Origin of the sequence: Bradyrhizobium sp. 21, from assembly GCF_023073335.1 — a bacterium.
Lineage (GTDB): Bacteria > Pseudomonadota > Alphaproteobacteria > Rhizobiales > Xanthobacteraceae > Bradyrhizobium.
This window is the reverse complement of record NZ_JADPJG010000035.1, coordinates 754,212-777,297: the sequence shown is the minus strand read 5'-3', so window position 1 is coordinate 777,297 and position 23,086 is coordinate 754,212. Positions and strand designations below refer to the sequence as shown.

Genomic DNA, 23,086 nt, shown 5'->3' with positions numbered 1-23,086 from the left:
TCGCCTCATTCGACCAGGGATCGAACATGACGCCATCCCCTCCCCCTTCGCTGGTCAGGTATCTGCGCGAAAAGCGCTGTGTGCTGTTTTGCGGCTCCGGAGTGTCGGCGTCAGCCGGCCTGCCGACCTGGAAACAGCTCCTGACGAATATTGTTGAGCAGCTGGCCCAGGAGGATCCCGACGATCCCAACCAGGAGGAACTGCGCCGCCTGATCGGCAGCGGCAAGCTGCTCGAGGTCGCGGACCACTGCAAGGATCGGCTGGGACGACTCTACAATGACGCCCTGTCGGAGAATCTCCGGGATGCCGGTAACGCCGTGCCGGAGCTTCACCGGATCATCACTCAGCTGCCATTCGCGAGCGTCGTGACGACGAACTACGACAAGCTGCTCGAGAGAGCCTACGCCAGCGTCGGCGATCTGCCGAAGACGCCGACGCATCGCGACCTCGACGCTCTCGGCCCGCTCCTGTTCAATGGCGGCTTCTTCGTCCTCAAGGCACACGGGGACATCGACCGGCCGGACAGCATGGTGCTGACGACCCGCGACTATCAGGAGATCATTCACGCCAATCCGTCCTTCAACGCCGTCTTCTCGGCACTGCTTCTCACCAAGGCCGTTCTGTTTGTCGGGTATTCGCTGAACGACCCGGATTTCCGGTTGCTCCTGGATCGTCAGCTGACCGTGTTCAGGGGTCATGTTCCCGAGCGCTTCGCGTTGATGACGGGTCTGGGCAAGGTCGAGCGCGAGGTGCTTTGGCGGACCGCGCGAATCCGGGTCATTCCGTACGACGAGGGACACCACGAGCAGGTGCAGGAATTTCTTTCGTCGCTGCTTGCGGAAGTTGGCACGAAAGAGGCCGAGCTGGCCTCCGCGCCTCTCCCGGAAGCCGCGTCCCGCGGCAGGCCGAAGCCCGCGGCCTTGGGCGTTTCCCCGCCGCCGCAGAAGCTGAAGCAACCCTCAGTCCCGGAGCCAGCAGAACCTGCGGTGCCCGAGCAAGCGGCCTGCGTGTTGTCGATCCGCCTTCGCGGGCCGGCGATAGACGCCTCGCTGGAATGGAGCGGCGGGTTTTTCCAGAGCCTCGGTGCTGAGCTCGATCGCCCCGCCCTGACAGCTTTGATGCGTCAGGCTCTGCGGGACGAGGAGGGTGCCCGCCGCTTCGGCCAGGAACTGGCGAGCCGGCTCCCGTCCACGATATCGGAGGCCCTGTCGCAAGTTCCGAAGGGCCAAACGATCTCGCTGCGCCTCGCGGCCGAAATTGATCTGTTGCCTTGGGAGTTGACGACCATCGGCGGCGATTTCTTGCTGCTGCGAAATCCTGTCGTGCGCATGGCGGGCGTCTCGAACGCAGCGCGCGGCTATCCGAACCTGCGCGGAAACGTTCGCGTGCTGCTGATCGGAGATCCCAACAGGAACGATGACCTGCCGCTGGAAGCAGCGGAACAGGAAATCAAGGCGATCGCCAAAATCTACGAAGGTCACAAGCGTTTCGAGACACTCACTCTGTTGGGGCCGGAGGCGACGTTCGACACCGTGGCAAGCGGTCTGGCATCCGGGACGTTCGACATCATCCACTTCGCCGGCCATGCCTGGTTCGATGATCTGGAGCCGTTCCTGTTGCTCAGCGGGCAAGTCAAGCTTCGTGCGACCGAGATGCGATCTCTGCTAAGCATGCGCCCGCCGGCCGTCCTGTTTCTCAATACTCATTATTCCATCTTTCTGCCGCCGGGAGCTTCAGGCGAGGTACCGCCTGGCGTCATCCGGGACTTGTCCGAGCCGTCTGCGAATTCGGCGACGGTGGTGCACGGCCAGCGCGGCTTCATCGAGGCCGCCGGCACGGCCGGCGTCGGAACCCTGATCGGCAGCTATTCGGGCAATCTCGATGACGTCACCGCGCAACATGTGGGCGCGGGCTTCCACGCCGAGTTTCTGAGCGGGAAAACCGTGGCCCAGGCGCTCCACGACGCTCTCAATCGCGCGTTCTCGTCACCCGACGCACAGCGCGCCTCCTGCCTCACCTACGCGATGAGCGGGTACGGTGACCTTAAAGTGTCGCGGGCCTAAAGGCGCAGGCCGCCCAACGAACGCTTGGACTTCCGCAATAGGGATCAATGGTCCCAACGCACGCGTCGCGATTCTTCGGATGGTCCGCCGCTGCAAGACGCCAGCAATGACTTTCTGGCGCGGGCTTTCACGTGTTCCGGAAAAGCGTGCGCAGGCGGATCATTTGCGCGATGCCTTCGCGGCCGGGAAGATCGCGCCGTGATGGATGCCCATGAGCATGAGATCGAGAAGCGCCGGCTTGCATTCCGATCTCGGCAGTTCGAATTAGTCAACGCATTGCCCAGGTCGACAGCGGAGCTGGTGAGATAGTCTTCCAAGCTGGGGTCAAGCGACTGCCGAAAAAACACATGGGAATCAAAGCCGAAATGGCGCGCCCGGAACGATTCGAACGTCCGACCCTCAGATTCGTAGTCTGATGCTCTATCCAGCTGAGCTACGGGCGCGTTTTTCGCAAACAGCTGTGCGGGCTGGGCCCACACGCAGCCTCCGGCGAAACCGGAGGGGGTGCGAAAGAGCGCTCTGACTAACCGCTCTCGCCCCAATTGGCAAGGTCCGGGATGGGGAGATTTTGCACGGAAATGACGGTTTCCGGGGTCGGCCTTTGGCCGACCTAAGCGCGATGATGGTCGGGACCAATCGTCATCGCGCTTAGGTTATTGTTTGAGCATGATCTTTTCGGAAAACCGCTTCGGACTTTTCCGGATCATGCTCTACGCTCTCTGCCGCTCGTTGCGGATGGAGAGGAGTTCCACGGGGCGGTCGGGGATGACGATCCGGAAGGTGGCGCCGATGGTGCCTTCGACCAGATGGATGTCGCCGCCATGGGCGCGGACGAGCTCGGCGGCGATGGCAAGACCCAACCCGCTGCCGCCGGGGCGGCCGGAGGTCTGGAATGCCTCGAACAGGTGGTCCCTCGTCTTCTGGGGAACGCCGGGGCCGGTGTCGGAGACCTCCAGGATGGCGACCGCGCCCTCGCGTTTTCCCGTGATCCGGATCTGCTGCGCGCCGCCGCCCTCGGCCGACGAATGGCTTTCCAGCGCCTGGGCGGCGTTGCGGACGAGGTTGAGCAGCACACGGAAGAGCTGGTCGGGATCGGCATCGACCGCGAGCCCACGCTCGATCGCGGCGACCCAGACGATCGTGGCATCGGAGGCAAGGCCTGCGGTCTCACGCACCTCCAGCACCACCGGCTCGATCAGGATCATGCGCCGGTCGGGTGCGGCTTCCTGGGCGCGGCCGTAGGACAAGGTCGACTGGCAGAAGGCGATGGCGCGCTCGAGCGAGCGCACGAGCTTTGGCGCAAAGCGCTGCACCCGCGGATCCGGCACGCTGGCGAGCTGGTCGGACAAAAGCTGCGCCGAGGCCAGCAAATTGCGCAGATCGTGGTTGATCTTGGAGACGGCGAGGCCGAGGGCGGCAAGCCGGCTCTTCTGATGCAGCATCGACATCAGATCGCGCTGCATGTCCGACAATTCGCGTTCGGCGACGCCGATCTCGTCGCTGCGCTGGCTCGGCACGATGATCCGCGCCGAACTTTCGGGGTTTTCGTGAAAGCCGACCAGGCTCGCCGTCAGCCGCCGCATCGGCCGCACGAAGAGATAATGCAGCACGAGATAGACGAGGCCCGCGGTCAGCACCGCGATGATCAGTGCGACCACCACGACGTTGCGGGAGAAGCGATACATCTGCTGCCGCAGCGGCAGCTCGTCGGTCACGATCTCGATGAACTGGGCATTGCCGACGCCGGGCCCGACGATACGGATGGCCTGGTTGCCGGTCTCCAGCATCATCCGGAACGAGCCGGTGATCGCCTCCCACGCCGTCATGTCGCGCAGGTCGATGTCGTGCCCGATCGCGGACGGAAGGTTGTCGCTGGCAAGCAGCCGGCGCTGCTGGCCCATCTTGATGGCGACGGCGCGGGCATTGATGCTCTTCAGGATCTCGCGCGACAGCGAATCGGGGACCATGCCGAGCGGCGCGGCATCGAGCACCAGCGCCGCCGTGTTGGCCGCCGCCACGCGGTCATTCAACCGGTTGACCCAGAAGTTGGCGATGGCGGGCACGTAGAGCAGGACCGCCGCGATCATCACCAGGGGAACGGTGAGCAGCAGCAGCTTGCCGGACAGCCCAAGCCCGCGCGACCCACGCGGCCGCACCGCTGGCGGGTCCCGCTGATCCTGATCCTGGATCGGCTGGAGGTCTGTCGCTGCCACGAAATTCGCCCTCGCTGCCTTTTGCCGGGTTAAGATTTGGCCGGGTCAAGGATTGGCCCCATGAGGATGCGACCCGCCCCGGCCCGGGTCAAATTACGGATCGCTCATCTGCCAAGGTAGGATGTAAGCGCAGATCTCGCGAGCCGCCACCTCAAGGGTTAAAAACCCCGCCGAAACAGTGATATTCACTGACATTCACCTCGCCTGCGGGGTCCTGCGGCGTTGACGAGAGGGGGACGCTCGCATATAAGCCGGCCAAATTGTCCGCGATGACCCGGTGTGACGCCGGGAGCGGCTCTCTTGGGGCCGAAAACGGCCCGTTTTGGGCCGTATCTTCCGGACTTTATCATCAATTCTACAGGCAAATTGCCCGGTCAGCGGAGAAAAACCCGTGAAGCGGACTTATCAACCCAGCAAACTGGTGCGCAAGCGCCGTCACGGCTTCCGTGCCCGTCTCGCCACTGCCGGCGGCCGCAAGGTTCTCGCCGCCCGCCGCGCCCGCGGCCGCAAGCGTCTGAGCGCCTGAGCCGGCCCCCTTTTTGGGATTTCATCATGGATCGGCTGAGGCAGCGGGCGGATTTCCTCGCCGTTGCCAATGGCGCGCGGGTGAATAGTCCCGCGTTCGTCCTGCAAAGCCTTGACCGCCGAAGCCTTGCCCGCGACGACAGCGGCCCGATCCGGATCGGCTTCACCGTTACCAAAAAGAACGGCAACGCCCCCCAGCGCAATCGCATCCGGCGCCGGCTTCGCGAACTGGTGAAGCGGCTCGATCCGGTGTCGATACAGCCCCATCATGATTATGTGCTGGTCGGCCGAAGGGACGCGCTCTCGCGCGGCTTCGCCACCATGCTCGACGATCTGCGCATAGCGTTCGCGAAGCCCGCGCGGCATACGCACAAGGGACGCGGCCCAAAAACCGACGGCCAAAGAACCGACGGCTTAAAGCCCGGCCCCGCTCCTGCGACCCGCCGCAAACCGGATTGATGACGAGAATGATGACCGACAACCGCAACACCATCCTCGCCGTCATTCTGTCGGGCCTCGTGCTGATCGCCTGGCAATATTTCTACAACATGCCGGCGATGGAGAAGCAGCGCGCCCAGCAACAGGCGCAGGCCGAGTTGCAGAAGACCACGCCGCAGCCGACGGCTTCGGCGACGCCGGGCGCCACGCCGCAGGCCGGCAGCGCGGCCCAGCCATCGACGCCGAGCGCGAACCAGCAAGCGCAGCCGGTCCAAAGCCGCGACGTAACGATTGCCGCTTCTCCGCGCGTGAAGATCGACACGCCGCGGCTTGCCGGCAGCGTCTCGCTGAAGGGTGGCCGCATCGACGACCTCGCGCTGGTGCAATACCGCGAAACGGTCGACCCGAAGTCGCCGCCGATCATCCTCTATTCGCCCTCGGGCACCGCGGAGCCTTATTATGCCGAGTTCGGCTGGGTGCCGGCGACGGGCGTGACGGCGAAACTGCCGGACGCGCAGACCGTCTGGCAGCAGGACGGCAGCGGCAGCCTGACTCCGACGACGCCGGCGGTGCTGAAATGGGACAATGGCGAGGGGCTCACCTTCCGCCGCACCATTGCGGTCGACGACCACTATCTCTTCACCGTCAAGGACGAGGTGAGCAATGTCGGCAATTCGCCGGTCACGCTCTATCCGTTCGCGCTGATCTCGCGCCACGGCACGCCGCAGGTCTCCGGCTACTACATCCTGCATGAAGGCCTGATCGGCTATCTCGATGGCTTGCAAGAATACGCCTACAAGAAGATCGACGAATCCAAGACGGTCAACTTCAAGGCCACCAATGGCTGGCTCGGCATGACCGACAAATACTGGGCCTCGGCGCTGCTGCCGGACACCAGTGCGCAGCTTCAGGCGCGTTTCTCGTCAAACCCCGTCGGCAACGTCCACACCTATCAGACCGATTATCTGCTCGATCCCGTCACCGTCGCGATCGGCGGCTCCGCGACCGCGAACGCACGGCTGTTCGCCGGCGCCAAGGAAGCCGGCGTCGTCGGCGTGTTCCCGTTCGCCGGCCTCGGCGGCTACAACAAGGAGCTCGGTCTCAACCATTTCGATCTCTTGATCGACTGGGGCTGGTTCTACTTCATCACCAAGCCGATGTTCCTCGGCCTCGACTTCTTCTACCGCTTCTTCGGCAATTTCGGCATCTCGATCCTGCTCGTGACCGTGATCGTGAAGCTGCTGTTCTTCCCCTTGGCGAACAAGTCCTACGCCTCGATGGCGAAGATGAAGTCGGTCCAGCCGCAGCTTGCGGCGCTGAAAGAGCGCTATCCCGACGACAAGGTGAAGCAGCAGCAGGAGATGATGGAGATCTACCGCAAGGAGAAGATCAATCCGGTCGCCGGCTGTCTTCCCGTGGTGATCCAGATCCCGGTGTTCTTCTCGCTCTACAAGGTGCTGTTCGTCACCATCGAGATGCGGCATGCGCCGTTCTTCGGCTGGATCAAGGATCTTTCCGCGCCGGATCCGACCAATCTGTTCACCCTGTTCGGGCTGATCCCGTTCGATCCGACCACGCTGCCGCTGTTCGGCCACTACCTCGCGCTCGGCATCTGGCCGATCATCATGGGCATCACGATGTGGTTCCAGATGAAGCTGAACCCGACGCCGCCGGATCCGACCCAGCAGCTTATCTTCAACTGGATGCCACTGATCTTCACCTTCATGCTGGCGGGCTTCCCGGCGGGACTCGTGATCTACTGGGCTTGGAACAATACGCTCTCGGTGCTGCAGCAGAGCTTCATCATGCGCCGCAATGGCGTGAAGGTGGAGCTGTTCGACAACATTCGAAGTATGTTCAAAAAAAAAGTGACGCCTGAAGCGGTGTAGCCGCCATTGCGGGGAGCCTGAGCACCGAAGCAATCCAGACTGCTTCCGCGGAGGCATTGCTTCGCGGAGCCTGTCATCGGGCCGAGCTTCGCGCGGACCCGGTGGCTGGCAATGACGCGGTAAACAACTGAAAGCCTTCGCATGACCGACGACAAAGATGCGAAGCTGATCGAGGCCGGGCGAAAGCTGTTCACCCGCGACTGGCAGTTCATCTGGGCTTCGCCCTCGATCGAAACGCTGCCGCCGATGGCGGGGCTGGAGATCGCCTTTGCCGGCCGTTCCAATGTCGGCAAGTCGAGCCTGATCAACGCACTCACCGGCCGCAACGCGCTCGCGCGCACCTCGCATACGCCGGGCCGCACCCAGGAGCTGATCTTCTTCGAGGTTCCGGGCAAGACGGACCTGCGGCTGGTCGACATGCCAGGTTATGGCTATGCCAAGGCGCCGAAGTCGCAGGTGGCGTCCTGGACCGAGCTGATCCACAAATTCCTGCTCGGACGCGCCTCGCTGGCGCGCGTCTATTTGCTGATCGACGCGCGGCATGGGCTGAAGGACGTCGATCTCGAAGTCCTCGGGACGCTCAACCGCTCCGCCGTCAGCTACCAGATCGTGCTGACCAAGGCCGACCAGATAAAACCCTCCGAGCTGCAGTCGCGCATCACAGAGACGGAGGCCGCGCTGGCCAAGCATCCGGCCGCATTCCCGAACGTGCTCGCGACCTCGTCACGGAGCTCGACCGGCATGGCCGAGCTGCGCGCCGCGATGGCGAAGCTGCTGGAGGAGCGGACCAAATGATGGCTCGCCTGTTGCTTGGGCTTGCCGGTTTGATGGGCGCCGCCGGGGTCGCGCTGGCCGCCGCCTCCGCACATGGCGGCGATGCCAGCCGGCTGGCCGCCGCCAGCGCCATGCTGTTGTTTCATGCAACTGCCATACTTGGCGTTATCGCCCTGCTCGCTCGCGGTCTTCTGCACGGCGGAATTGGCCTCATTGCCGCGGTCGGCTTCGCAGCCGGTGCCGCGCTGTTCGCCGGCGACCTCACCTTGCGGCAATATGCGGGACATTCGCTGTTTCCGTATGCGGCGCCAACGGGCGGAACGGTGATGATCCTGAGCTGGCTGGCGGTGACGCTGGCGGCAGTGGTGGCGAAGCGCTAGCCCGTAACGCGACCGCGTCCGGGGCACGAAGACCACTTTGCGCTGCCCCCGCCAATCGGATAGAACGCGGCCCGAGTATCCCGCCAGCGAGATCCGCCTCATGACCGAAATCTCACCGCTCGACCAGGCCCGCATCCTGTCCGAGGCGCTGCCGCACATGCAGCAGTATGACGAGGAAACCATCGTCATCAAGTATGGCGGCCATGCCATGGGGGACGAGGAAGCCGCGAAGAATTTTGCCCGCGACATCGTGCTGCTCGAGCAGACCGCGATCAATCCGGTGGTGGTGCATGGCGGCGGCCCGCAGATCGCGACCATGCTCAAGCGTCTCGGCATCGTCTCGGAATTCGCAGCAGGCTTGCGCATCACCGATGCCGCGACCATCGAGATCGTCGAGATGGTGCTGGCCGGCTCCGTCAACAAGCAGATCGTCGGCTACATCAACGAGGCCGGCGGCAAGGCCGTGGGCCTCTCGGGCAAGGACGCCAATATGGTGAAGGCGTCGAAGACGACGCGCACCATCATCGATCCGGACTCGCATATCGAGAGGGCGGTCGATCTCGGCTTCGTCGGCGATCCTGAAAAGGTCGACCTGACGCTGCTCAACCAGCTGATCGGCTACGAGCTGATCCCGGTGCTGGCACCGCTCGCGACCTCGAAAGAGGGCCAGACGCTGAACATCAACGCCGACACTTTTGCAGGTGCCGTGGCCGGCGCGCTCAAAGCAAAGCGGCTGCTGCTGCTCACCGACGTGCCGGGTGTGCTCGACAAGTCGAAGAAGCTGATCCCGCAGCTCTCGGTCAAGGACGCGCGCAAACTGATCGCCGACGGCACCATTTCCGGCGGCATGATCCCGAAGGTCGAGACCTGCATCTATGCGCTCGAACAGGGCGTCGAGGGCGTCGTCATCATCGACGGCAAGATGCAGCACGCGGTGCTGCTCGAGCTCTTCACCAACCAGGGCACGGGAACGCTGATCCACAAGTGAGAGATGAGCGGCCAGGGACAGAGCTGGGAGGGCGGCGGCCTCGCCGCTCTTTCCTCGCGCGCTTCCTGATGACGCTGCCGGCCGCTGCCGTCTCGTTTGTCTTCTCCTCCGCGCCTGCTTTCGCCGATTTGAAAATCTGCAACCGCATGTCCTATGTCGTCGAGGCCGCGATCGGCATCGACGACAAGGCGGCGACCGCGACGCGGGGCTGGTTCAGGATCGATCCCGCCACCTGTCGCGTGGTGGTGCAGGGCACGCTCTCCGCCGACCGCATCCTGCTCAACGCCCGCGCGCTCGGCGTCTATGGCGCTTCGCCCATCCCGCAGAACGGCAGCGACACGCTGTGCGTCGCGCAGGACAATTTCGTCATCGCGGCGGCGCGGCAGTGCCGCAGCGGCCAGACCCAGGCCGCCTTCACCCAGATCACGCCGACGCAGGGCGCGGACGGCAATTTGGTCGCCTATCTCGCCGAGGATTCCGAATATGACGACGAGCAGGCCCGCCTCGCCGCCATCCAGCGGCTTTTGTTGATCGCAGGCTACGACATCGGTGCGATCGATGGCGTCGACGGACCGAAGACACAAGGCGCGTTGGCCGCGTTCCTGAAGAGCCGCGGATTGTCGTCCGACATCCTGTCATCGCCGAACCTCTTCAAGACCATGGTCGACGCGGTGCAGACGCCGTCCGCCACCGGCCTGACCTGGTGCAACGACACCCCGCACAAGGTGATGGCGGCGGTCGCCACCGACGACGGCAAGTCGGTGACGAGCCGCGGCTGGTACCGCATCGATCCCAAGACCTGCCTGCACCCCGACGTGACCGGCCAGCCCAGGCAGATCTTCAGCTTCGCCGAGGCCATCGACGCCGACAACCGCGTCGTCAAGCTGAAGGACAGGCCGCTGAACTGGGGCGGCGACAAGCAGCTCTGCACGCGCGAGACCAAGTTCGAGACCAACGAGCAGACCGATTGCGGCGCGCGCGGGTTTGCGGCGACGGGTTTTGGTGCGGTAGACATGTCGAGCGGCGGCAAGACGCTGCGGTTTGCGGTGCCGTGAGGGGTGAGATGATGACGGCGATGCCACATACTCCGTCGTCGTCCTGGCGAACGCCAGGACCCATTACCCCGAATGCCAATTGCTGCGGCAAGCTGGGACCACTAGCCGTCGCCAAACTCCACCCTGTGGTTATGGGTCCTGGATCGGCGCTGCGCTTGTCCAGGACGACGAACTGAGAGTTTGTTGACATGACCTCACCCCGCGCCTTCGCCCATGTCGACACCTGGGTGTTCGACCTCGACAACACGCTCTATCCGCACCACGTCAATCTGTGGCAGCAGGTCGATGCGCGGATCGGGGAATTCGTGTGCAACTGGCTGAACGTGGGACCAGAGGAAGCGCGCAAGATCCAGAAGGATTATTACCAGCGCTTCGGCACGACCATGCGCGGCATGATGACCCTGCATGGCGTGCGCGCCGACGATTACCTCGCCTACGTCCACAAGATCGACCATTCGCCGCTGGAGCCGAACCCGGCGCTTGGCGAGGCCATCGCAAAATTGTCGGGCCGCAAGCTGATCCTGACCAACGGCTCGGTCGATCATGTCGATGCCGTGCTGGCGCGGCTCGGCCTCGGGTCGCATTTCGACGGCGTATTCGACATCATCGCCGCCGGATTCGAGCCGAAGCCGGCACCGCAGACCTACCGCAAGTTTCTCGCCGACCATGCGGTCGATCCGAGCCGCGCCGCGATGTTCGAGGACCTCGCCCGCAACCTCACCGTTCCGCACCAGCTCGGCATGACCACGGTGCTAGTGGTGCCCGACGGCACCAAGGAGGTGGTGCGCGAGGATTGGGAGCTGGAAGGTCGGGACGCCGCCCATGTCGACCACGTCACGGATGATCTGGCGGGGTTTTTGGACAGGCTGCCCCACCCCAAGTAGCCCGTCATCCCCCGCGAAGGCGGGGTATCCAGTAATCACGGCCATCTCGATTCATCACGACCGCCACGGCGTACTGGATCACCCGCTTTCGCGGGTGATGACGCCGAACCAAGCTTGACTCTCCCGGCCCAAATCCCGAAAAAAGCGCCCCAATCCATCAAAATTGCCGATCCGAAGAGGAAACCCCGATGTCCCTCCAAGCCCTCGAATCCACCATCAATAGCGCGTTCGACGCGCGCGACGGCGTCTCGACCTCGACCAAGGGCGAGGTCCGCGAGGCCGTGGATCACGCGCTGGAGATTCTGGACAAGGGTGAGGCCCGCGTCGCCGAGCGCGAGGCGAGCGGCAAGTGGAAGGTCAATCAATGGCTGAAGAAGGCGGTGCTGCTGTCGTTCCGCCTCAACGACATGGGCGCCATTCCCGGCGGCCCCGGCAAGGCGACCTGGTGGGACAAGGTGCCCTCGAAGTTCGACGGCTGGGGCGAGAACCGCTTTCGCGACGCCGGCTTCCGCGCCGTCCCCGGCTCGATCGTCCGCCGCTCGGCCTTCATCGCCCGCAACGTCGTGCTGATGCCGTCCTTCGTCAATCTCGGCGCCTACGTCGATGAATCCACCATGATCGACACATGGTCGACGGTCGGCTCCTGCGCGCAGATCGGCAAGCGCGTCCACATCTCCGGCGGCGTCGGCATTGGCGGCGTGCTCGAGCCGCTGCAGGCCGAGCCCGTCATCATCGAGGACGATTGCTTCATCGGTGCGCGCTCCGAGGTCGCCGAGGGCGTGATCGTGCGCAAGGGCGCGGTGCTGGCGATGGGGGTGTTCCTGGGCGCCTCCACCAAGATCGTCGACCGCGAGACCGGCGAGGTTTTTGTCGGCGAGGTGCCTGAATATTCGGTGGTGGTGCCCGGCACGCTGCCCGGCAAGCCCATGAAGAACGGCCAGCCCGGCCCGAACCCCGCGTGCGCCATCATCATGAAGCGCGTGGACGAGCGCACCCGCTCCAAAACCAGCATCAACGAGCTGCTGCGGGATTAAGTTCGGCCAAGCTGCTATCCACCGTCGTCCCGGCGAAGGCCGGGACCCATACCCCCAGGGAGTGGTTTGGCGAAGACTCCGAGTTAGCAGCTTCGTGACCAAATGTGTTTTGTGGTTATGGGTCCCGGCCTTCGCCGGGACGACACCGAGAGTCCGTCGAACCCACCCTCCCACCATCGCGACCAACATCCGGGCGACCTCTCCCGCCCGGAGCCTTTGGCATGGACTGGACCTGGTATCTCTTCCGCTTCGACCGCCGCATCAACCGCGCTTTGCTGTGGCAGGCGCTGCTGATCGTTGCGCTGCTGGCGGCCATGCTGGGCGTGATCGGTCAGGTGATTCACCTCTTCAACGCCGAGGGAGCGTTGAAGTTATCTATCAAGCTCGATTTCGACTTCGGCCTCGACGACCTCTTCAAGCTGGTCGACCCCCGGGCCTACGGCTCGCTGGCATCATTCGACCGCGCGACGCTGATTCTGAAGGCATTCGGCATGGCGCTGTTCTCATGGATTTTCGTGGCGACGGCCACCAAGCGGCTGCACGATCGCGACCGGAGCGGCTTGTGGATCGTTCCGTTCTTCCTCATCCCCGGCCTGTTCAGTCAGTTCTCGGACCTGCTGCCCGATTCCAACTGGATGCTGCCGTTCAGTCTGGCAGCTTCCAGCCTGTGGCTATGGGGCTTCGTCGAAATGTTCTGCGTTCCCGGCACCTCGGGCACCAACCGGTTCGGTCCCGATCCGCTGGCCGAGATGGAGGACGGCGCCGTACCTGCCTCGCCCCTGGCGATAAGCTGGGACCAGCAAAGCGAGATCGAATTTGTCCCGCCCAGCGCTAGCCCACCCGGCGGCATGCATGTTAAGCGGGGCACATGACCGATGCTCTCTCGATTGCCCGCGATCTGATCCGCTGCCCCTCGGTAACTCCTGAAGATGCCGGTGCGCTGGGCGTGCTTGAAACAGCCCTCAACGCTGCCGGGTTCATTTGCCACCGCGTGACCTTCAGCGAGGCAGGCTTTGCCGACGTCGACAATCTCTATGCGCGGATCGGCACTGACGGGCCGCACATCACCTTCGCCGGCCACACCGACGTGGTGCCGCCGGGCGACGAGAGCGCCTGGAGCGTCGGCGCGTTCTCCGGCGAGGTGAAGGACGGTTTTCTGCACGGCCGCGGCGCGGTTGACATGAAGGGCGGCATCGCCTGCTCGGTTGCCGCGGTGCTGGAGCATCTCTCCGCCAACGACGGCAAGCCGCGCGCCGACGGAACCGGCTCGATCTCGTTCCTGATCACCGGCGACGAGGAAGACGTCTCCATCAACGGCACCATCAAGCTGTTGAAGTGGGCCGCGGAGCGCGGCGAAAAATTCGACCATTGCGTGCTCGGCGAGCCCTCCAATGTCGAGACGCTCGGCGACACCATCAAGGTCGGCCGCCGCGGCTCGCAATCCGGCACGCTTTACGTGGACGGCGTGCAGGGCCATGTCGCCTATCCGCACCGCGCCGCCAATCCGGTGCCTGATATCTCGCGGCTGATCGTCGCGATCTCCGACGAGCCGCTCGACCATGGCAGCGCGCAGTTCCAGGCCTCCAATCTCGAATTCACCTCGGTCGACGTCGGCAACAAAGCCAACAACGTCATCCCCGGCGAGGCCCGCGCAAAGTTCAACATCCGCTACAACGACAACCATACGCAAGCGAGCCTGCGCGAGCTGGTCGAGACGCGGCTGACCAAAGCCTGCGGCAACCGCATCCGCGCCCGCATCGTCTGGGAGCCCTCGAACTCCAACGTGTTCGTGACCAAGCCCGGCCCGTTCACCGAACTCGCGGTGTCGGCGATCGAAGAGGTGACAGGCCGTAAGCCGGAGCTGTCGACGTCAGGCGGCACCTCGGATGCGCGGTTCATTTCGAGCTATTGCCCGGTGATCGAGTTCGGCCTGGTCGGCCAGACCATGCACCAGGTCGACGAGCGCGTGCCGGTGGTTGACCTGGAGAAGCTGACGAAGGTGTATCGCGGGATTTTGGCGAGGTATTTTGGGTAGGGCGCAAGCGCTTTACACTCCGCCCTCGCCTCTCACTCCGCTGTCATCGCCCGGCTTGACCGGGCGATCCAGTACTCCGAGACCGTCGTAGTTCAATCGAGAAGCCGCGGCGTACTGGATGCCCCGCCTCCGCGGGGCATGACACCGCTGGTTGGGCGAGAGCTCTGCTTCTCGCTAGTAATCCACCTTCATCAGGTACAGCCCGTCCGGCGGGGCGACGATGCCGCAGGCGGCGCGGTTGCGGGCGGCGAGCGCTGCGGAGAGATCGTTGGCGGTCCAGCGGCCTTCGCCGACCCAGGCCAGCGACCCCACCATCGAGCGCACCTGGCTGTGCAGGAACGAGCGCGCCGAGGTGAGAATGGTGATCTCGCGGCCGTCGCGCTCGACGTCGAGCTGATCGAGCGTCTTCTCCGGCGACTTGGCCTGGCACTCGGTGTCGCGAAACGTGGTGAAATCATGCTTGCCGAGCAGGCGCTGCGCCGCCGCATGCATCGCATCGGCATCGAGCTTGCGTGGAATGCGCCAGGCGTGGCCGACATCGAGCGCGAGATTGGCGCGGGTGTTGACGATGCGATAGCGGTAATGGCGCTTCACCGCCGAGAAGCGCGCCTCGAACGTATCAGGCACGATCTCGGCCTCGAGCACCGCCACCGGATACGGGCGCAGATGCGCGTTGAGGCCGTCGCGAAAGCGGCCCGGCGGAAACTGCTTGTCGATATCGACATGCGCGACCTGGCCGCGCGCGTGCACGCCGGCGTCGGTGCGGCCGGCGCCATGGACCCGCAAATCCGCGCCGGTCATCGCCTTCACGGCCGCTTCCAGCGCGCCCTGCACCGAGGGCAACGTCTCCTGCACCTGCCAGCCGAAGAACGGCGCGCCGTCATATTCGATGGTGAGCTTGTAGCGGGGCATCTCAATCCGGGTGGTGTCATCATCCGCGAAGGCGGATGATCCAGTACTCCGCAGCCTATCCGTTCAACCGAGAAGCCTCGGCGTACTGGATACCCCGCCTTCGCCGGGTATGACAGCGTTAGGTGAATTTCGCGCCTGCCCTTAAGGGCACGCCGCGCAAGAAGTCCACCGCCTGCATGCGGGCCTTGCCTTCGCGCTGGATCTCGACGATGCGGATCGCGCCCTCGCCGCAAGCGATGGTGAGGAGGTCGTCGAGCACCTCACCCGGCGTGCCGGAGCCCTTTGCCAATTCGCAGCACAGGATCTTTACGCGCGCATTTTCCTCGACGCCTGTAAGCTCGGCCCAGGCACCGGGAAACGGCGACAGACCGTGGATGTGGCGCAGCACGGCGCGGGCGGGCTTCGTCCAGTTGATCCGCGCCTCGGCCTTGTCGATCTTGGCGGCATAGGTGACGCCGTCCTCGCTCTGCTTCTTGAGCTGGAGCCCGCCGCGGGCGAGCGCGGCCATGGCGCGCACCATCAGATCGGCGCCGAGGCGGGAGAGCCGATCGTGCAGATCGGCCGCGGTCATGGTGTCCGTGATCGCAAGGCGCTCGGCCATGGCGACGTCGCCGGTATCGAGGCCGACATCCATCTTCATCACCATCACGCCGCTCTCGGCATCGCCGGCCATGATCGCGCGGTTGATGGGGGCCGCGCCCCGCCAGCGTGGCAGCAGCGACGCATGCAGATTGTAGCAGCCCAGCTTTGGCGCATCGAGGATCGCCTGCGGCAGGATCATGCCGTAGGCCACGACGACGGCCGCATCCGCGTCGAATGCGCGAAACTCGTCGAGTGCTTCCTGTGTCTTCAACGTCTTCGGCGTCAGCACGGGAACGCCGAGTTTTCGCGCAGCCTCTTCGACCGGGGTCGGCTGCAATTGCAGGCCGCGCCGTCCGCCTGGCTTCGGCGCACGCGTATACACGGCCACGATCTCGTGGCCATGCGCGACGAGCTCGAGCAGCGTCGGCACGGAGAAATCGGGCGTGCCCATGAAGATCAGGCGGAGGGGCATCGACGAAGAACCTTACTCCGCGCGCTTGGCGGCTTTCTCGAACTTCTTGATCACGCGGTCGCGCTTGAGTTTTGACAGATAGTCGACGAACAAGACGCCGTTGAGATGGTCGATCTCGTGCTGGATGCAGGTGGCGTAGAGACCTTCGGCGTCCTCCTCGTGCACCTTGCCGTCCAGATCCGTATAACGCACGCGTACCTTCGCAGGACGTTCGACCTCCTCGTAATATTCGGGGATCGACAGGCAGCCTTCCTCGTAGACCGAGACATCCTCGGAGGAGGCGATGATTTCCGGATTGATGAAGACGCGCGGCTCCGGCTTGGTCTCGCCGTCCGGGTCGGGCTTGGCGAGGTCCATGGTGATCAGACGCAGCGGCTGCGCGATCTGGATCGCCGCCAGGCCAATGCCGGGCGCGTCGTACATGGTCTCGAACATGTCGTCGGCAAGCTTGCGGATCTCCGGCGTGACCTTCTCGATCGGCTTGGAGACCAGACGCAGCTGCTTGTCGGGCAGGATGATGATTTCTCTGAGGGCCATGGCCGCGATTTAATCCGCGCGCGGGAAGCGGTCAATGCGGCCGGGAACCCCGTTAACGCTCCGCTAACCATAAAACTTCAGGTTTCGTTAACCATAAAAATTAAGGGAGCGTTTACCGTAAATGTTCGCTATTCGTTCGTACGGCGGAGCGAATCGGCTAGAAGCAGAGGCATGAACGAGATCATTTTCCTGGCTGGCGACTGGCCGGTGCGCACCGTGGACGCGCTGATCGGCTTCGGCGCGCTGGTCCTCATCCTGATGGTGGTGATCGCCGTCGTAATCGCCCGCTCCGGGCGGCGGGGCGCGGAACTCGCGATGGCCAATGCGATCCGCGCCGACGAGCTCGAGGAGCGCCTGAGCCAGGTGCTGCACGCCCAGAGCGAGGCTTCGGGCCGGGTCGACGCCATGACCCAGACGCTCGCCGGCCGTCAGGCCGACATGGCGCGTTCGGTCAACGAGCGGCTGGATTCGGTGACCCATCGCGTCGGCCAATCGATGGAAAACACCACGCGCAACACCATGGATAGCCTGCGCGCGCTGCACGAGCGGCTCGGCATCATCGACAGCGCACACAAGAACCTCACCGACCTCACCACGCAGGTGACGACCCTGCGCGACGTGCTCGCCAACAAGCAGTCGCGCGGCGCATTCGGACAAGCGCGGATGGAGGCGATCGTCCAGGACGGTCTTCCGAAGGGCGCTTACGAATTCCAGTTCACGCTCTCGACCGGCAAGCGGCCTGATTGCGTGGTGTTCCTGCCCGACCAGCGTCCGCTCTGCATCGACGCGAAATTCCCGCTGGAAGCGATGACTGCGCTGCACGATGCCCGCAGCGACGAGGAGAAGCGGATCGCCACGCAAAGGCTGCGCGGCGACGTCATGAAGCATGTCAGCGACATCGCCGAGAAATACCTCGTCGCCGGCGAAACCCAGGAAATGGCGCTGATGTTCGTGCCGTCGGAGTCGGTCTACGCCGAGATCCATGACGGTTTCGACGACGTGATCCAGAAGGCCTATCGCGCCCGCGTCGTGCTGGTGTCGCCTTCGCTTTTGATGCTGGCGATCCAGGTGATGCAGCAGATCATGAAGGACGCGCGCATGCGCGACGCCGCCGACCAGATCCGCACCGAGGTGATCAAGCTCGGCGACGACCTCGGTCGCCTTAGGGATCGCGTGGTGAAATTGCAGAAGCACTTTGCCGACGCGAACGAGGACGTGCGGCAGGTGCTGATCTCCGCCGACAAGATCGAGAAGCGCGCCGGGCGGATCGAGGAGCTCGATTTCAGCAAGACCGACGCGCCAACGGAGGGACCGCATCTGGTGGCCACCGGTGCGCCCGAGCTGTTCCCGCGGAAGCTTCAGGCGGGGGAGTGATTCGCGCTGAGATGCGGTAACCTGCCGCCTCAATCTCGCTGTCGTCGCCCGGCTTGACCGGGCGACGACTACCTCCCTCGTCGGCCAGAATCTGCTAACACCACCGCATGACCGCACCCGACGCGACCTCCCCTGCTGCGACCTCCGCTCCCACCACCTCCTGGCGCGACGGCCTTGCCGTCTACCTGCAGCCGCGGGTGCTGATCGTGCTGTTCCTCGGCTTCTCCTCGGGGCTGCCGCTGGCGCTGTCGGGCTCGACGCTGCTGGTGTGGATGCGGGAATCCGGCGTCGATCTCAAGACCATCGGGCTGTTTGCGCTGGTCGGCACACCCTACACGCTGAAATTCCTGTGGGCGCCTCTGGTGGATGCGATGCACGTCCCGCTGTTCACGCGCGCGTTCGGGCGACGGCGCGGTTGGCTGCTGTTCTCGCAATTGCTGCTGATCATCGCGATCCTGCTGCTGGCACTGACCGACCCCGCCCGCTCGCCGTTCTATGTCGCGCTCGGCGCGCTGCTGGTGGCGACGACGTCCTCGACGCAGGACATCGTGGTCGATGCCTTCCGCGTCGAGAGCCTGCCGGAGAGCGAGCAGGCAGCCGGCATGGCGTCCTATGTCGCGGCCTACCGCATCGGCATGCTGGTCTCGACCGCCGGCGCGCTGTTCATCGTCTCGGGCTTCGAGAGCACCGGCATCACCCGCACATCCGCCTGGATGTGGGGCTATGTCGTGATGGCGGGAATGGTGCTGATCGGAACGATCACCGCGCTGGTCGCGACCGAGCCCGAGCAGTCGGTGCGGGCGGAAGCTGCGACGCAAACGGAGACCGCGTTCGCACGCGTGCTGCGCGCGGCGATCGGCGCCTTCTCGGAATTCCTGATGCGGAAAGACGCGCTCGCCGCGCTCGCCTTCGTCGTGCTGTTCAAGTTCACCGACGCCTTCTCCGGCACGATGACCGCGCCGTTCGTGATCGACCTCGGTTTCTCCCGCACCGACTATGCGGCGATCGTGAAGGGCGTCGGCCTTGCTGCGACGCTGATCGGCGGCTTCGCCGGCGGTTTTGTCGCGCGGCGCTATTCGCTTGCGACCAGCCTCTGGATCGGCGGCGTATTGCAGGCGGTCGCCAACCTCTCCTTCTCCTGGCTGGCCTTCGTCGGCACCAGCCAATGGGCGCTCGCCTTCGCCATCATTTGTGAAAACTTCACCAGTGCCATCGGCACGGTGATCTTCGTCGCCTATCTCTCGGCGCTGTGCCAGAACCCGCTGCACACAGCGACGCAATATGCGTTGCTCACCGCGCTTGCGGCGGTGGGGCGGACCTATCTGTCATCAGGTGCCGGCTTCGTGGCGGACATCACCGGCTGGCCGCTGTTCTTCGCGGTCTGCATGCTGGTGGCGATCCCGAGCCTGATCCTGCTGGTCTGGCTGCAGAAGCGCGGACATTTCGAGGCACTGGGGCCGGTGCTGGTGTAACGCTCAGGTCTCCCCTTCGTCATTGCGAGCGAAGCGAAGCAATCCAGACTATCTCCGCGGAAACAGTCTGGATTGCTTCGTCGCAAGAGCTCCTCGCAATGACGACGGAGAGAGGATCCGCCCCCTACTGCTTCTTGATCAAACTCCACTTCGTGATCACGGCTTCGCTCATCTGGCCGGGATCGCTGGCGCAGGCGACCTCGTCGACCTTGACCGAGATCTCCTTGCCGGCGAACGTCTTCAGCTGCGCGGCCTGCGCGTCGCCGCTGGGAACGAGCTGGAAGGTCTCGGGTCCGGTCTCGAGATTGCACAGGCCGCTCGGCGCCGGCAGACGGCGCGGCTCGGAGGTGATCTGGTAGGTCGCAACCCGTTTGCCGACATTCTTGACGTCGCGCACTTTCATCGCGTTCAGTGCGCCCGAGAGCACGTCGCCGGTGTTGATCGGCTTGCCGGGTTTTGACGGCGGCGGCGCCTCATCGCCCTGCTGCGCGGAGATGGCCGGTGTCACCAGCATCATCATCGTCGCGACCAAAGCCCATCGTGTGGCGAAAAGTTTCGTCATGTCGTCCGTTCCGTAAGTCTGGATGGCTAGAACAAGGTGCGCTGCCGCATCGCGGCCGATAGCGTACCTTCATCGAGATAATCAAGCTCGCCGCCGACCGGCACACCATGGGCGAGCCGGGTTACTTTTACGTTGGCGTCCTGAAGCAGGTCGGTGATGTAGTGTGCCGTGGTCTGGCCGTCGACGGTGGCATTCAGCGCCAGGATGACCTCATGCACCTGCGCGTCATGCGCGCGCGCCACCAGCGCCTCGATGGTGAGGTCCTGCGGGCCGACGCCGTCGAGCGGCGACAATGTCGCGCCCAGCACATGATAGCGCCCCTGCGTCGCATTGGCCCGCTCCAGCGCCCAGAGATCGGCGACGTCGGCGACGACGACGATGATGGCGCCGTCGCGCTTCGGATCGATGCAGACCGTGCAGGGATTTTGCGTGTCGATGTTGCCGCAGGTCTTGCAGACCTCGACCTTATCGAGCGCGACCTGCATGGCCGAGGACAGCGGCATCATCAGCGCTTCGCGCTTCTTGATCAGATGCAACGCCGCGCGCCGCGCGGAGCGCGGACCCAGGCCCGGCAGCCGTGCGAGAAGCTGGACCAGCCGCTCGATTTCAGGACCTGCAACCGCGCCCATGTTACTGGCCGAACATCCCCGGCGGCAGGCTGAGCCCGCCCGTGAGCGCCTGCATCTTCTCCTGCATGGCGGCTTCCGCCTTGCGGCGGGCGTCACCAAGCGCGGTGACGAGCAGATCTTCCAGCACCTCGCGCTCCTCTGGCTTCATCAGCGAGGGATCGATCTTGATGCCCTTCACGTCCATCTTCGCCGTCATGCGCACGGCGACGAGACCGCCGCCGGAGATGCCTTCGACCTCCACGTTGGCGAGCTGGTCCTGCATCTCCTGCATCTTGGATTGCAGCTGCTGCGCCTGCTTCATCATGCCGAAAATATCGACCATCGGTGCTGTCCTTGGAAAGAAAGGGCTAAAGCGCGATTAGACGCGCTTTAGCATCCTGTTGCGCATGATCTTATCGGAAAACCGCTTCACACTTTTCCGGATCGTGCTCTAGAGATCGTCGCCGTCGGAACCATCGGGCGGATCGTCACTGCCATAGTCCGCATTCATATTGGTTTCCGGTGTCTCGGGCGCAAGCTTGCGGACCTCGACGACCTTCGCACCCGGGAAGCGCGACAGCACCTCCTGCACCCGCGGATCGGCCTCGGCGGTGCGCGCATGCTCCTGCTTGGCCGCATGGTTGACCGAACGCAGCGTCGGCTGGCCCTGCTCGTTGGAAACGATCACGGTCCAGCGGCGGCCAGTCCACTGCTCGAACTTGCGCGCCAGCTCGGTGATCATGGTCTTGGAGGCGTTCGGCTCGAGCGCAATCTCCAGCCGGCCCTCCTCGAAACGGACGAGGCGCATGTCGCCTTCGAGCGCGCCCTTGGTCAGGACGTCGCGCTTCTGGCCGGCGAGCGCGACGAGCTGGGTGAAGCTCGTGACCCGCAGCACGGGTGCGGCGGCTTGCGGGCTAGCTGCAGGCACAGGTGCGGCCATCTGCGGCCGGGCACCGCCGCCGAACGATGACGGCGACGAACTCGGCATACGAACTGGCGCTGCGGAAGCCACCGGCGCGGCCGGTGCGCTGCGCGCGGCACTACCGCCGCTCGCGACCGGCGAACCGCCGCCGTTCTGCTCCAGCATTTTGAGCGCCTCATCCGGCGTCGGCAAATCAGCGACATAAGCGATGCGCACCAGCACCATCTCGGCGGCTGCCGCGGGCCGCGTCGCGGCCTGCACCTCGGTGATGCCCTTGAGCAGCATCTGCCACATCCGCGACAGCACGCGCATCGAGATTTTCGAGGCGAAATCCCGCGCGCGCACGCGCTCGGTCTCGCCATAGGCGACGTTGTCGGCGGTCGCCGGAACGATCTTGACGCGGGTGACGAAATTGACGAATTCCGCGAGGTCGGACAGCACCACGATCGGATCGGCGCCGACGTCGTACTGGTCGCGGAACTCCCTGAAGGCGCTCGCAATGTCGCCGCGCGCCAGCGAATCGAAGAGGTCGATCACACGCGTGCGGTCGGCGAGCCCCAGCATCTGCCTGACGGCGTCGGCCTTCACGGTGCCCGCCGCATGCGCGATGGCCTGGTCGAGCAGCGACAGCGAGTCGCGCACCGAGCCTTCGGCGGCACGCGCGATAATGCCGAGCGCCTCCGGCTCGATCTCGACGTTTTCCTTGGCCGCGATGTTGGCGAGATGCTTCATCAGCACGTCGGCCTCGACGCGGCGCAGGTCGAAACGCTGGCAGCGCGACAGCACCGTGACGGGAACCTTGCGAATCTCTGTCGTGGCGAACACGAATTTGGCGTGCTCCGGCGGTTCCTCCAGCGTCTTCAGGAAGGCATTGAACGCCGCCGTCGACAGCATGTGGACTTCGTCGATGATGTAGACCTTGTAGCGGGCGCTGGCTGGCGCGTAGCGAACGCTGTCATTGATCTGACGAACGTCGTCGACGCCGGTATGCGAGGCCGCGTCCATCTCCAGCACGTCCATGTGCCGGCTTTCCATGATGGCCTGGCAATGCACGCCGAGCGTCGGCATGTGGACGGTCGGGCCCTTCACCGAACCATCCGGCATCTCGTAGTTGAGCGCACGGGCGAGAATGCGCGCGGTGGTGGTCTTGCCGACCCCGCGGACGCCGGTGAGGATCCAGGCCTGCGGAATCCGCCCGGTCTCGAACGCGTTGGAGACGGTGCGGACCACGGCCTCCTGGCCGATCAGATGGTCGAATGAGGAGGGCCGGTATTTGCGCGCGAGCACCCGGTAAGGCGCGTTGCTGGCCTGGCCGGCGCTGTCAGGGTTGGGAGGGGCGCCAGCGTCGGTCATCGGTCGATCCGCAA

The 23,086-nt window shown here is 64.5% G+C and carries 22 protein-coding genes and 1 tRNA gene; 14 read left to right on the top strand and 9 right to left on the bottom strand.

Annotated elements, in window-relative coordinates:
- Positions 1-26 precede the first annotated feature (26 nt).
- Positions 27-2,063: an SIR2 family protein gene (locus IVB31_RS32315; protein ID WP_247332086.1), complete on the top strand. Its 2,037-nt coding sequence runs from the start codon at positions 27-29 to the stop codon at positions 2,061-2,063.
- 366 nt (positions 2,064-2,429) lie between these two features.
- Here the strand turns inward: IVB31_RS32315 and IVB31_RS32310 are convergent.
- Both IVB31_RS32310 and IVB31_RS32305 read right to left on the bottom strand, forming a co-directional pair.
- Positions 2,430-2,506 (bottom strand) — tRNA-Arg (locus IVB31_RS32310).
- A 267-nt stretch (positions 2,507-2,773) separates the two neighbouring features.
- Entirely contained in the window at positions 2,774-4,276 is a 1,503-nt protein-coding gene (locus tag IVB31_RS32305) for a HAMP domain-containing sensor histidine kinase (RefSeq protein WP_247332082.1), read from the bottom strand.
- Between the two features lie 391 nt (positions 4,277-4,667).
- Here IVB31_RS32305 and rpmH point away from each other — a divergent pair, with 391 nt between their 5' ends.
- The 11 genes from rpmH to dapE all read left to right on the top strand — a co-directional run bounded on the left by rpmH (position 4,668) and on the right by dapE (position 14,278).
- Positions 4,668-4,802, top strand: a complete 135-nt coding sequence (gene rpmH / locus IVB31_RS32300) for a 50S ribosomal protein L34 (RefSeq protein WP_008542748.1) — start codon at positions 4,668-4,670, stop codon at positions 4,800-4,802.
- A gap of 26 nt (positions 4,803-4,828) precedes the next feature.
- Entirely contained in the window at positions 4,829-5,260 is a 432-nt protein-coding gene (rnpA, locus tag IVB31_RS32295; RefSeq protein ID WP_247332080.1) for a ribonuclease P protein component, read from the top strand.
- A gap of 11 nt (positions 5,261-5,271) precedes the next feature.
- Positions 5,272-7,128 (top strand): membrane protein insertase YidC, encoded by a 1,857-nt coding sequence (gene yidC / locus IVB31_RS32290; protein WP_247332375.1) that lies wholly within the window; start codon positions 5,272-5,274, stop codon positions 7,126-7,128.
- 141 nt (positions 7,129-7,269) lie between these two features.
- Positions 7,270-7,923, top strand: a complete 654-nt coding sequence (gene yihA, locus IVB31_RS32285) for a ribosome biogenesis GTP-binding protein YihA/YsxC (protein WP_247332078.1) — start codon at positions 7,270-7,272, stop codon at positions 7,921-7,923.
- On the top strand, positions 7,920-8,282 hold the full coding sequence (locus IVB31_RS32280; RefSeq protein WP_247332076.1) for a DUF423 domain-containing protein: 363 nt from the start codon (positions 7,920-7,922) through the stop codon (positions 8,280-8,282). The genes yihA and IVB31_RS32280 overlap by 4 nt, the downstream gene beginning before the upstream one ends.
- Positions 8,283-8,382: 100 nt before the next feature.
- The gene (argB, locus tag IVB31_RS32275; protein WP_247332073.1) at positions 8,383-9,270 is read left to right on the top strand and encodes an acetylglutamate kinase; all 888 of its coding nucleotides are present in this window, start codon (positions 8,383-8,385) and stop codon (positions 9,268-9,270) included.
- 68 nt (positions 9,271-9,338) lie between these two features.
- The gene (locus IVB31_RS32270) at positions 9,339-10,325 is read left to right on the top strand and encodes a DUF1036 domain-containing protein (protein ID WP_247332072.1); all 987 of its coding nucleotides are present in this window, start codon (positions 9,339-9,341) and stop codon (positions 10,323-10,325) included.
- A gap of 188 nt (positions 10,326-10,513) precedes the next feature.
- On the top strand, positions 10,514-11,209 hold the full coding sequence (locus IVB31_RS32265; protein ID WP_247332071.1) for a pyrimidine 5'-nucleotidase: 696 nt from the start codon (positions 10,514-10,516) through the stop codon (positions 11,207-11,209).
- Between the two features lie 188 nt (positions 11,210-11,397).
- Complete coding sequence (dapD, locus tag IVB31_RS32260) at positions 11,398-12,243, top strand: 2,3,4,5-tetrahydropyridine-2,6-dicarboxylate N-succinyltransferase (protein WP_247332070.1); 846 nt, start codon at positions 11,398-11,400, stop codon at positions 12,241-12,243.
- A 221-nt stretch (positions 12,244-12,464) separates the two neighbouring features.
- Positions 12,465-13,115 (top strand): DUF805 domain-containing protein, encoded by a 651-nt coding sequence (locus IVB31_RS32255; RefSeq protein WP_247332069.1) that lies wholly within the window; start codon positions 12,465-12,467, stop codon positions 13,113-13,115.
- Positions 13,112-14,278, top strand: a complete 1,167-nt coding sequence (gene dapE / locus IVB31_RS32250; RefSeq protein WP_247332068.1) for a succinyl-diaminopimelate desuccinylase — start codon at positions 13,112-13,114, stop codon at positions 14,276-14,278. The genes IVB31_RS32255 and dapE overlap by 4 nt, the downstream gene beginning before the upstream one ends.
- Before the next feature lie 174 nt (positions 14,279-14,452).
- Here the strand turns inward: dapE and truA are convergent, their stop codons facing one another.
- The 3 genes from truA to def form a co-directional block, all read right to left on the bottom strand.
- Positions 14,453-15,190 carry a tRNA pseudouridine(38-40) synthase TruA gene (truA, locus tag IVB31_RS32245; protein ID WP_247332067.1) on the bottom strand — a complete coding sequence of 246 codons (738 nt, stop codon included), beginning with the start codon at positions 15,188-15,190 and terminating at the stop codon, positions 14,453-14,455.
- A gap of 118 nt (positions 15,191-15,308) precedes the next feature.
- Entirely contained in the window at positions 15,309-16,244 is a 936-nt protein-coding gene (fmt, locus tag IVB31_RS32240; protein ID WP_247332066.1) for a methionyl-tRNA formyltransferase, read from the bottom strand.
- A gap of 12 nt (positions 16,245-16,256) precedes the next feature.
- The gene (gene def, locus IVB31_RS32235) at positions 16,257-16,781 is read right to left on the bottom strand and encodes a peptide deformylase (RefSeq protein ID WP_247332065.1); all 525 of its coding nucleotides are present in this window, start codon (positions 16,779-16,781) and stop codon (positions 16,257-16,259) included.
- A gap of 171 nt (positions 16,782-16,952) precedes the next feature.
- On the opposite strand from def, the gene rmuC reads away from it, so the two are divergent.
- Positions 16,953-18,155: a DNA recombination protein RmuC gene (gene rmuC, locus IVB31_RS32230; RefSeq protein WP_247332064.1), complete on the top strand. Its 1,203-nt coding sequence runs from the start codon at positions 16,953-16,955 to the stop codon at positions 18,153-18,155.
- Positions 18,156-18,262: 107 nt separating this feature from the next.
- A complete protein-coding gene (locus tag IVB31_RS32225) occupies positions 18,263-19,627 on the top strand; it encodes an MFS transporter (RefSeq protein ID WP_247332063.1) in 1,365 nt (454 codons plus the stop codon).
- A gap of 124 nt (positions 19,628-19,751) precedes the next feature.
- Here the strand turns inward: IVB31_RS32225 and IVB31_RS32220 are convergent, their stop codons facing one another.
- The 4 genes from IVB31_RS32220 to IVB31_RS32205 all read right to left on the bottom strand — a co-directional run bounded on the left by IVB31_RS32220 (position 19,752) and on the right by IVB31_RS32205 (position 23,072).
- On the bottom strand, positions 19,752-20,189 hold the full coding sequence (locus IVB31_RS32220) for a hypothetical protein (RefSeq protein WP_247332062.1): 438 nt from the start codon (positions 20,187-20,189) through the stop codon (positions 19,752-19,754).
- Between the two features lie 26 nt (positions 20,190-20,215).
- On the bottom strand, positions 20,216-20,818 hold the full coding sequence (gene recR / locus IVB31_RS32215) for a recombination mediator RecR (RefSeq protein WP_247332061.1): 603 nt from the start codon (positions 20,816-20,818) through the stop codon (positions 20,216-20,218).
- A 1-nt stretch (position 20,819) separates the two neighbouring features.
- Positions 20,820-21,140 (bottom strand): YbaB/EbfC family nucleoid-associated protein, encoded by a 321-nt coding sequence (locus tag IVB31_RS32210; RefSeq protein WP_247332060.1) that lies wholly within the window; start codon positions 21,138-21,140, stop codon positions 20,820-20,822.
- A gap of 108 nt (positions 21,141-21,248) precedes the next feature.
- Positions 21,249-23,072 (bottom strand): DNA polymerase III subunit gamma/tau, encoded by a 1,824-nt coding sequence (locus IVB31_RS32205; protein ID WP_247332059.1) that lies wholly within the window; start codon positions 23,070-23,072, stop codon positions 21,249-21,251.
- Positions 23,073-23,086: the final 14 nt, after the last annotated feature.

Bases quoted from the DNA above. Each gene is read 5' to 3' on its own strand.
- IVB31_RS32315 (WP_247332086.1), top strand. From the start codon at position 27: ATGACGCCATCCCCTCCCCCTTCGCTGGTCAGGTATCTGCGCGAAAAG.
- rnpA (WP_247332080.1), top strand. From the start codon at position 4,829: ATGGATCGGCTGAGGCAGCGGGCGGATTTCCTCGCCGTTGCCAATGGC.
- yidC (WP_247332375.1), top strand. From the start codon at position 5,272: ATGACCGACAACCGCAACACCATCCTCGCCGTCATTCTGTCGGGCCTC.
- yihA (WP_247332078.1), top strand. From the start codon at position 7,270: ATGACCGACGACAAAGATGCGAAGCTGATCGAGGCCGGGCGAAAGCTG.
- IVB31_RS32280 (WP_247332076.1), top strand. From the start codon at position 7,920: ATGATGGCTCGCCTGTTGCTTGGGCTTGCCGGTTTGATGGGCGCCGCC.
- argB (WP_247332073.1), top strand. From the start codon at position 8,383: ATGACCGAAATCTCACCGCTCGACCAGGCCCGCATCCTGTCCGAGGCG.
- IVB31_RS32270 (WP_247332072.1), top strand. From the start codon at position 9,339: ATGACGCTGCCGGCCGCTGCCGTCTCGTTTGTCTTCTCCTCCGCGCCT.
- IVB31_RS32265 (WP_247332071.1), top strand. From the start codon at position 10,514: ATGACCTCACCCCGCGCCTTCGCCCATGTCGACACCTGGGTGTTCGAC.
- dapD (WP_247332070.1), top strand. From the start codon at position 11,398: ATGTCCCTCCAAGCCCTCGAATCCACCATCAATAGCGCGTTCGACGCG.
- IVB31_RS32255 (WP_247332069.1), top strand. From the start codon at position 12,465: ATGGACTGGACCTGGTATCTCTTCCGCTTCGACCGCCGCATCAACCGC.
- dapE (WP_247332068.1), top strand. From the start codon at position 13,112: ATGACCGATGCTCTCTCGATTGCCCGCGATCTGATCCGCTGCCCCTCG.
- truA (WP_247332067.1), bottom strand. From the start codon at position 15,190: ATGCCCCGCTACAAGCTCACCATCGAATATGACGGCGCGCCGTTCTTC.
- fmt (WP_247332066.1), bottom strand. From the start codon at position 16,244: ATGCCCCTCCGCCTGATCTTCATGGGCACGCCCGATTTCTCCGTGCCG.
- def (WP_247332065.1), bottom strand. From the start codon at position 16,781: ATGGCCCTCAGAGAAATCATCATCCTGCCCGACAAGCAGCTGCGTCTG.
- rmuC (WP_247332064.1), top strand. From the start codon at position 16,953: ATGAACGAGATCATTTTCCTGGCTGGCGACTGGCCGGTGCGCACCGTG.
- IVB31_RS32225 (WP_247332063.1), top strand. From the start codon at position 18,263: ATGACCGCACCCGACGCGACCTCCCCTGCTGCGACCTCCGCTCCCACC.
- IVB31_RS32220 (WP_247332062.1), bottom strand. From the start codon at position 20,189: ATGACGAAACTTTTCGCCACACGATGGGCTTTGGTCGCGACGATGATG.
- recR (WP_247332061.1), bottom strand. From the start codon at position 20,818: ATGGGCGCGGTTGCAGGTCCTGAAATCGAGCGGCTGGTCCAGCTTCTC.
- IVB31_RS32210 (WP_247332060.1), bottom strand. From the start codon at position 21,140: ATGGTCGATATTTTCGGCATGATGAAGCAGGCGCAGCAGCTGCAATCC.
- IVB31_RS32205 (WP_247332059.1), bottom strand. From the start codon at position 23,072: ATGACCGACGCTGGCGCCCCTCCCAACCCTGACAGCGCCGGCCAGGCC.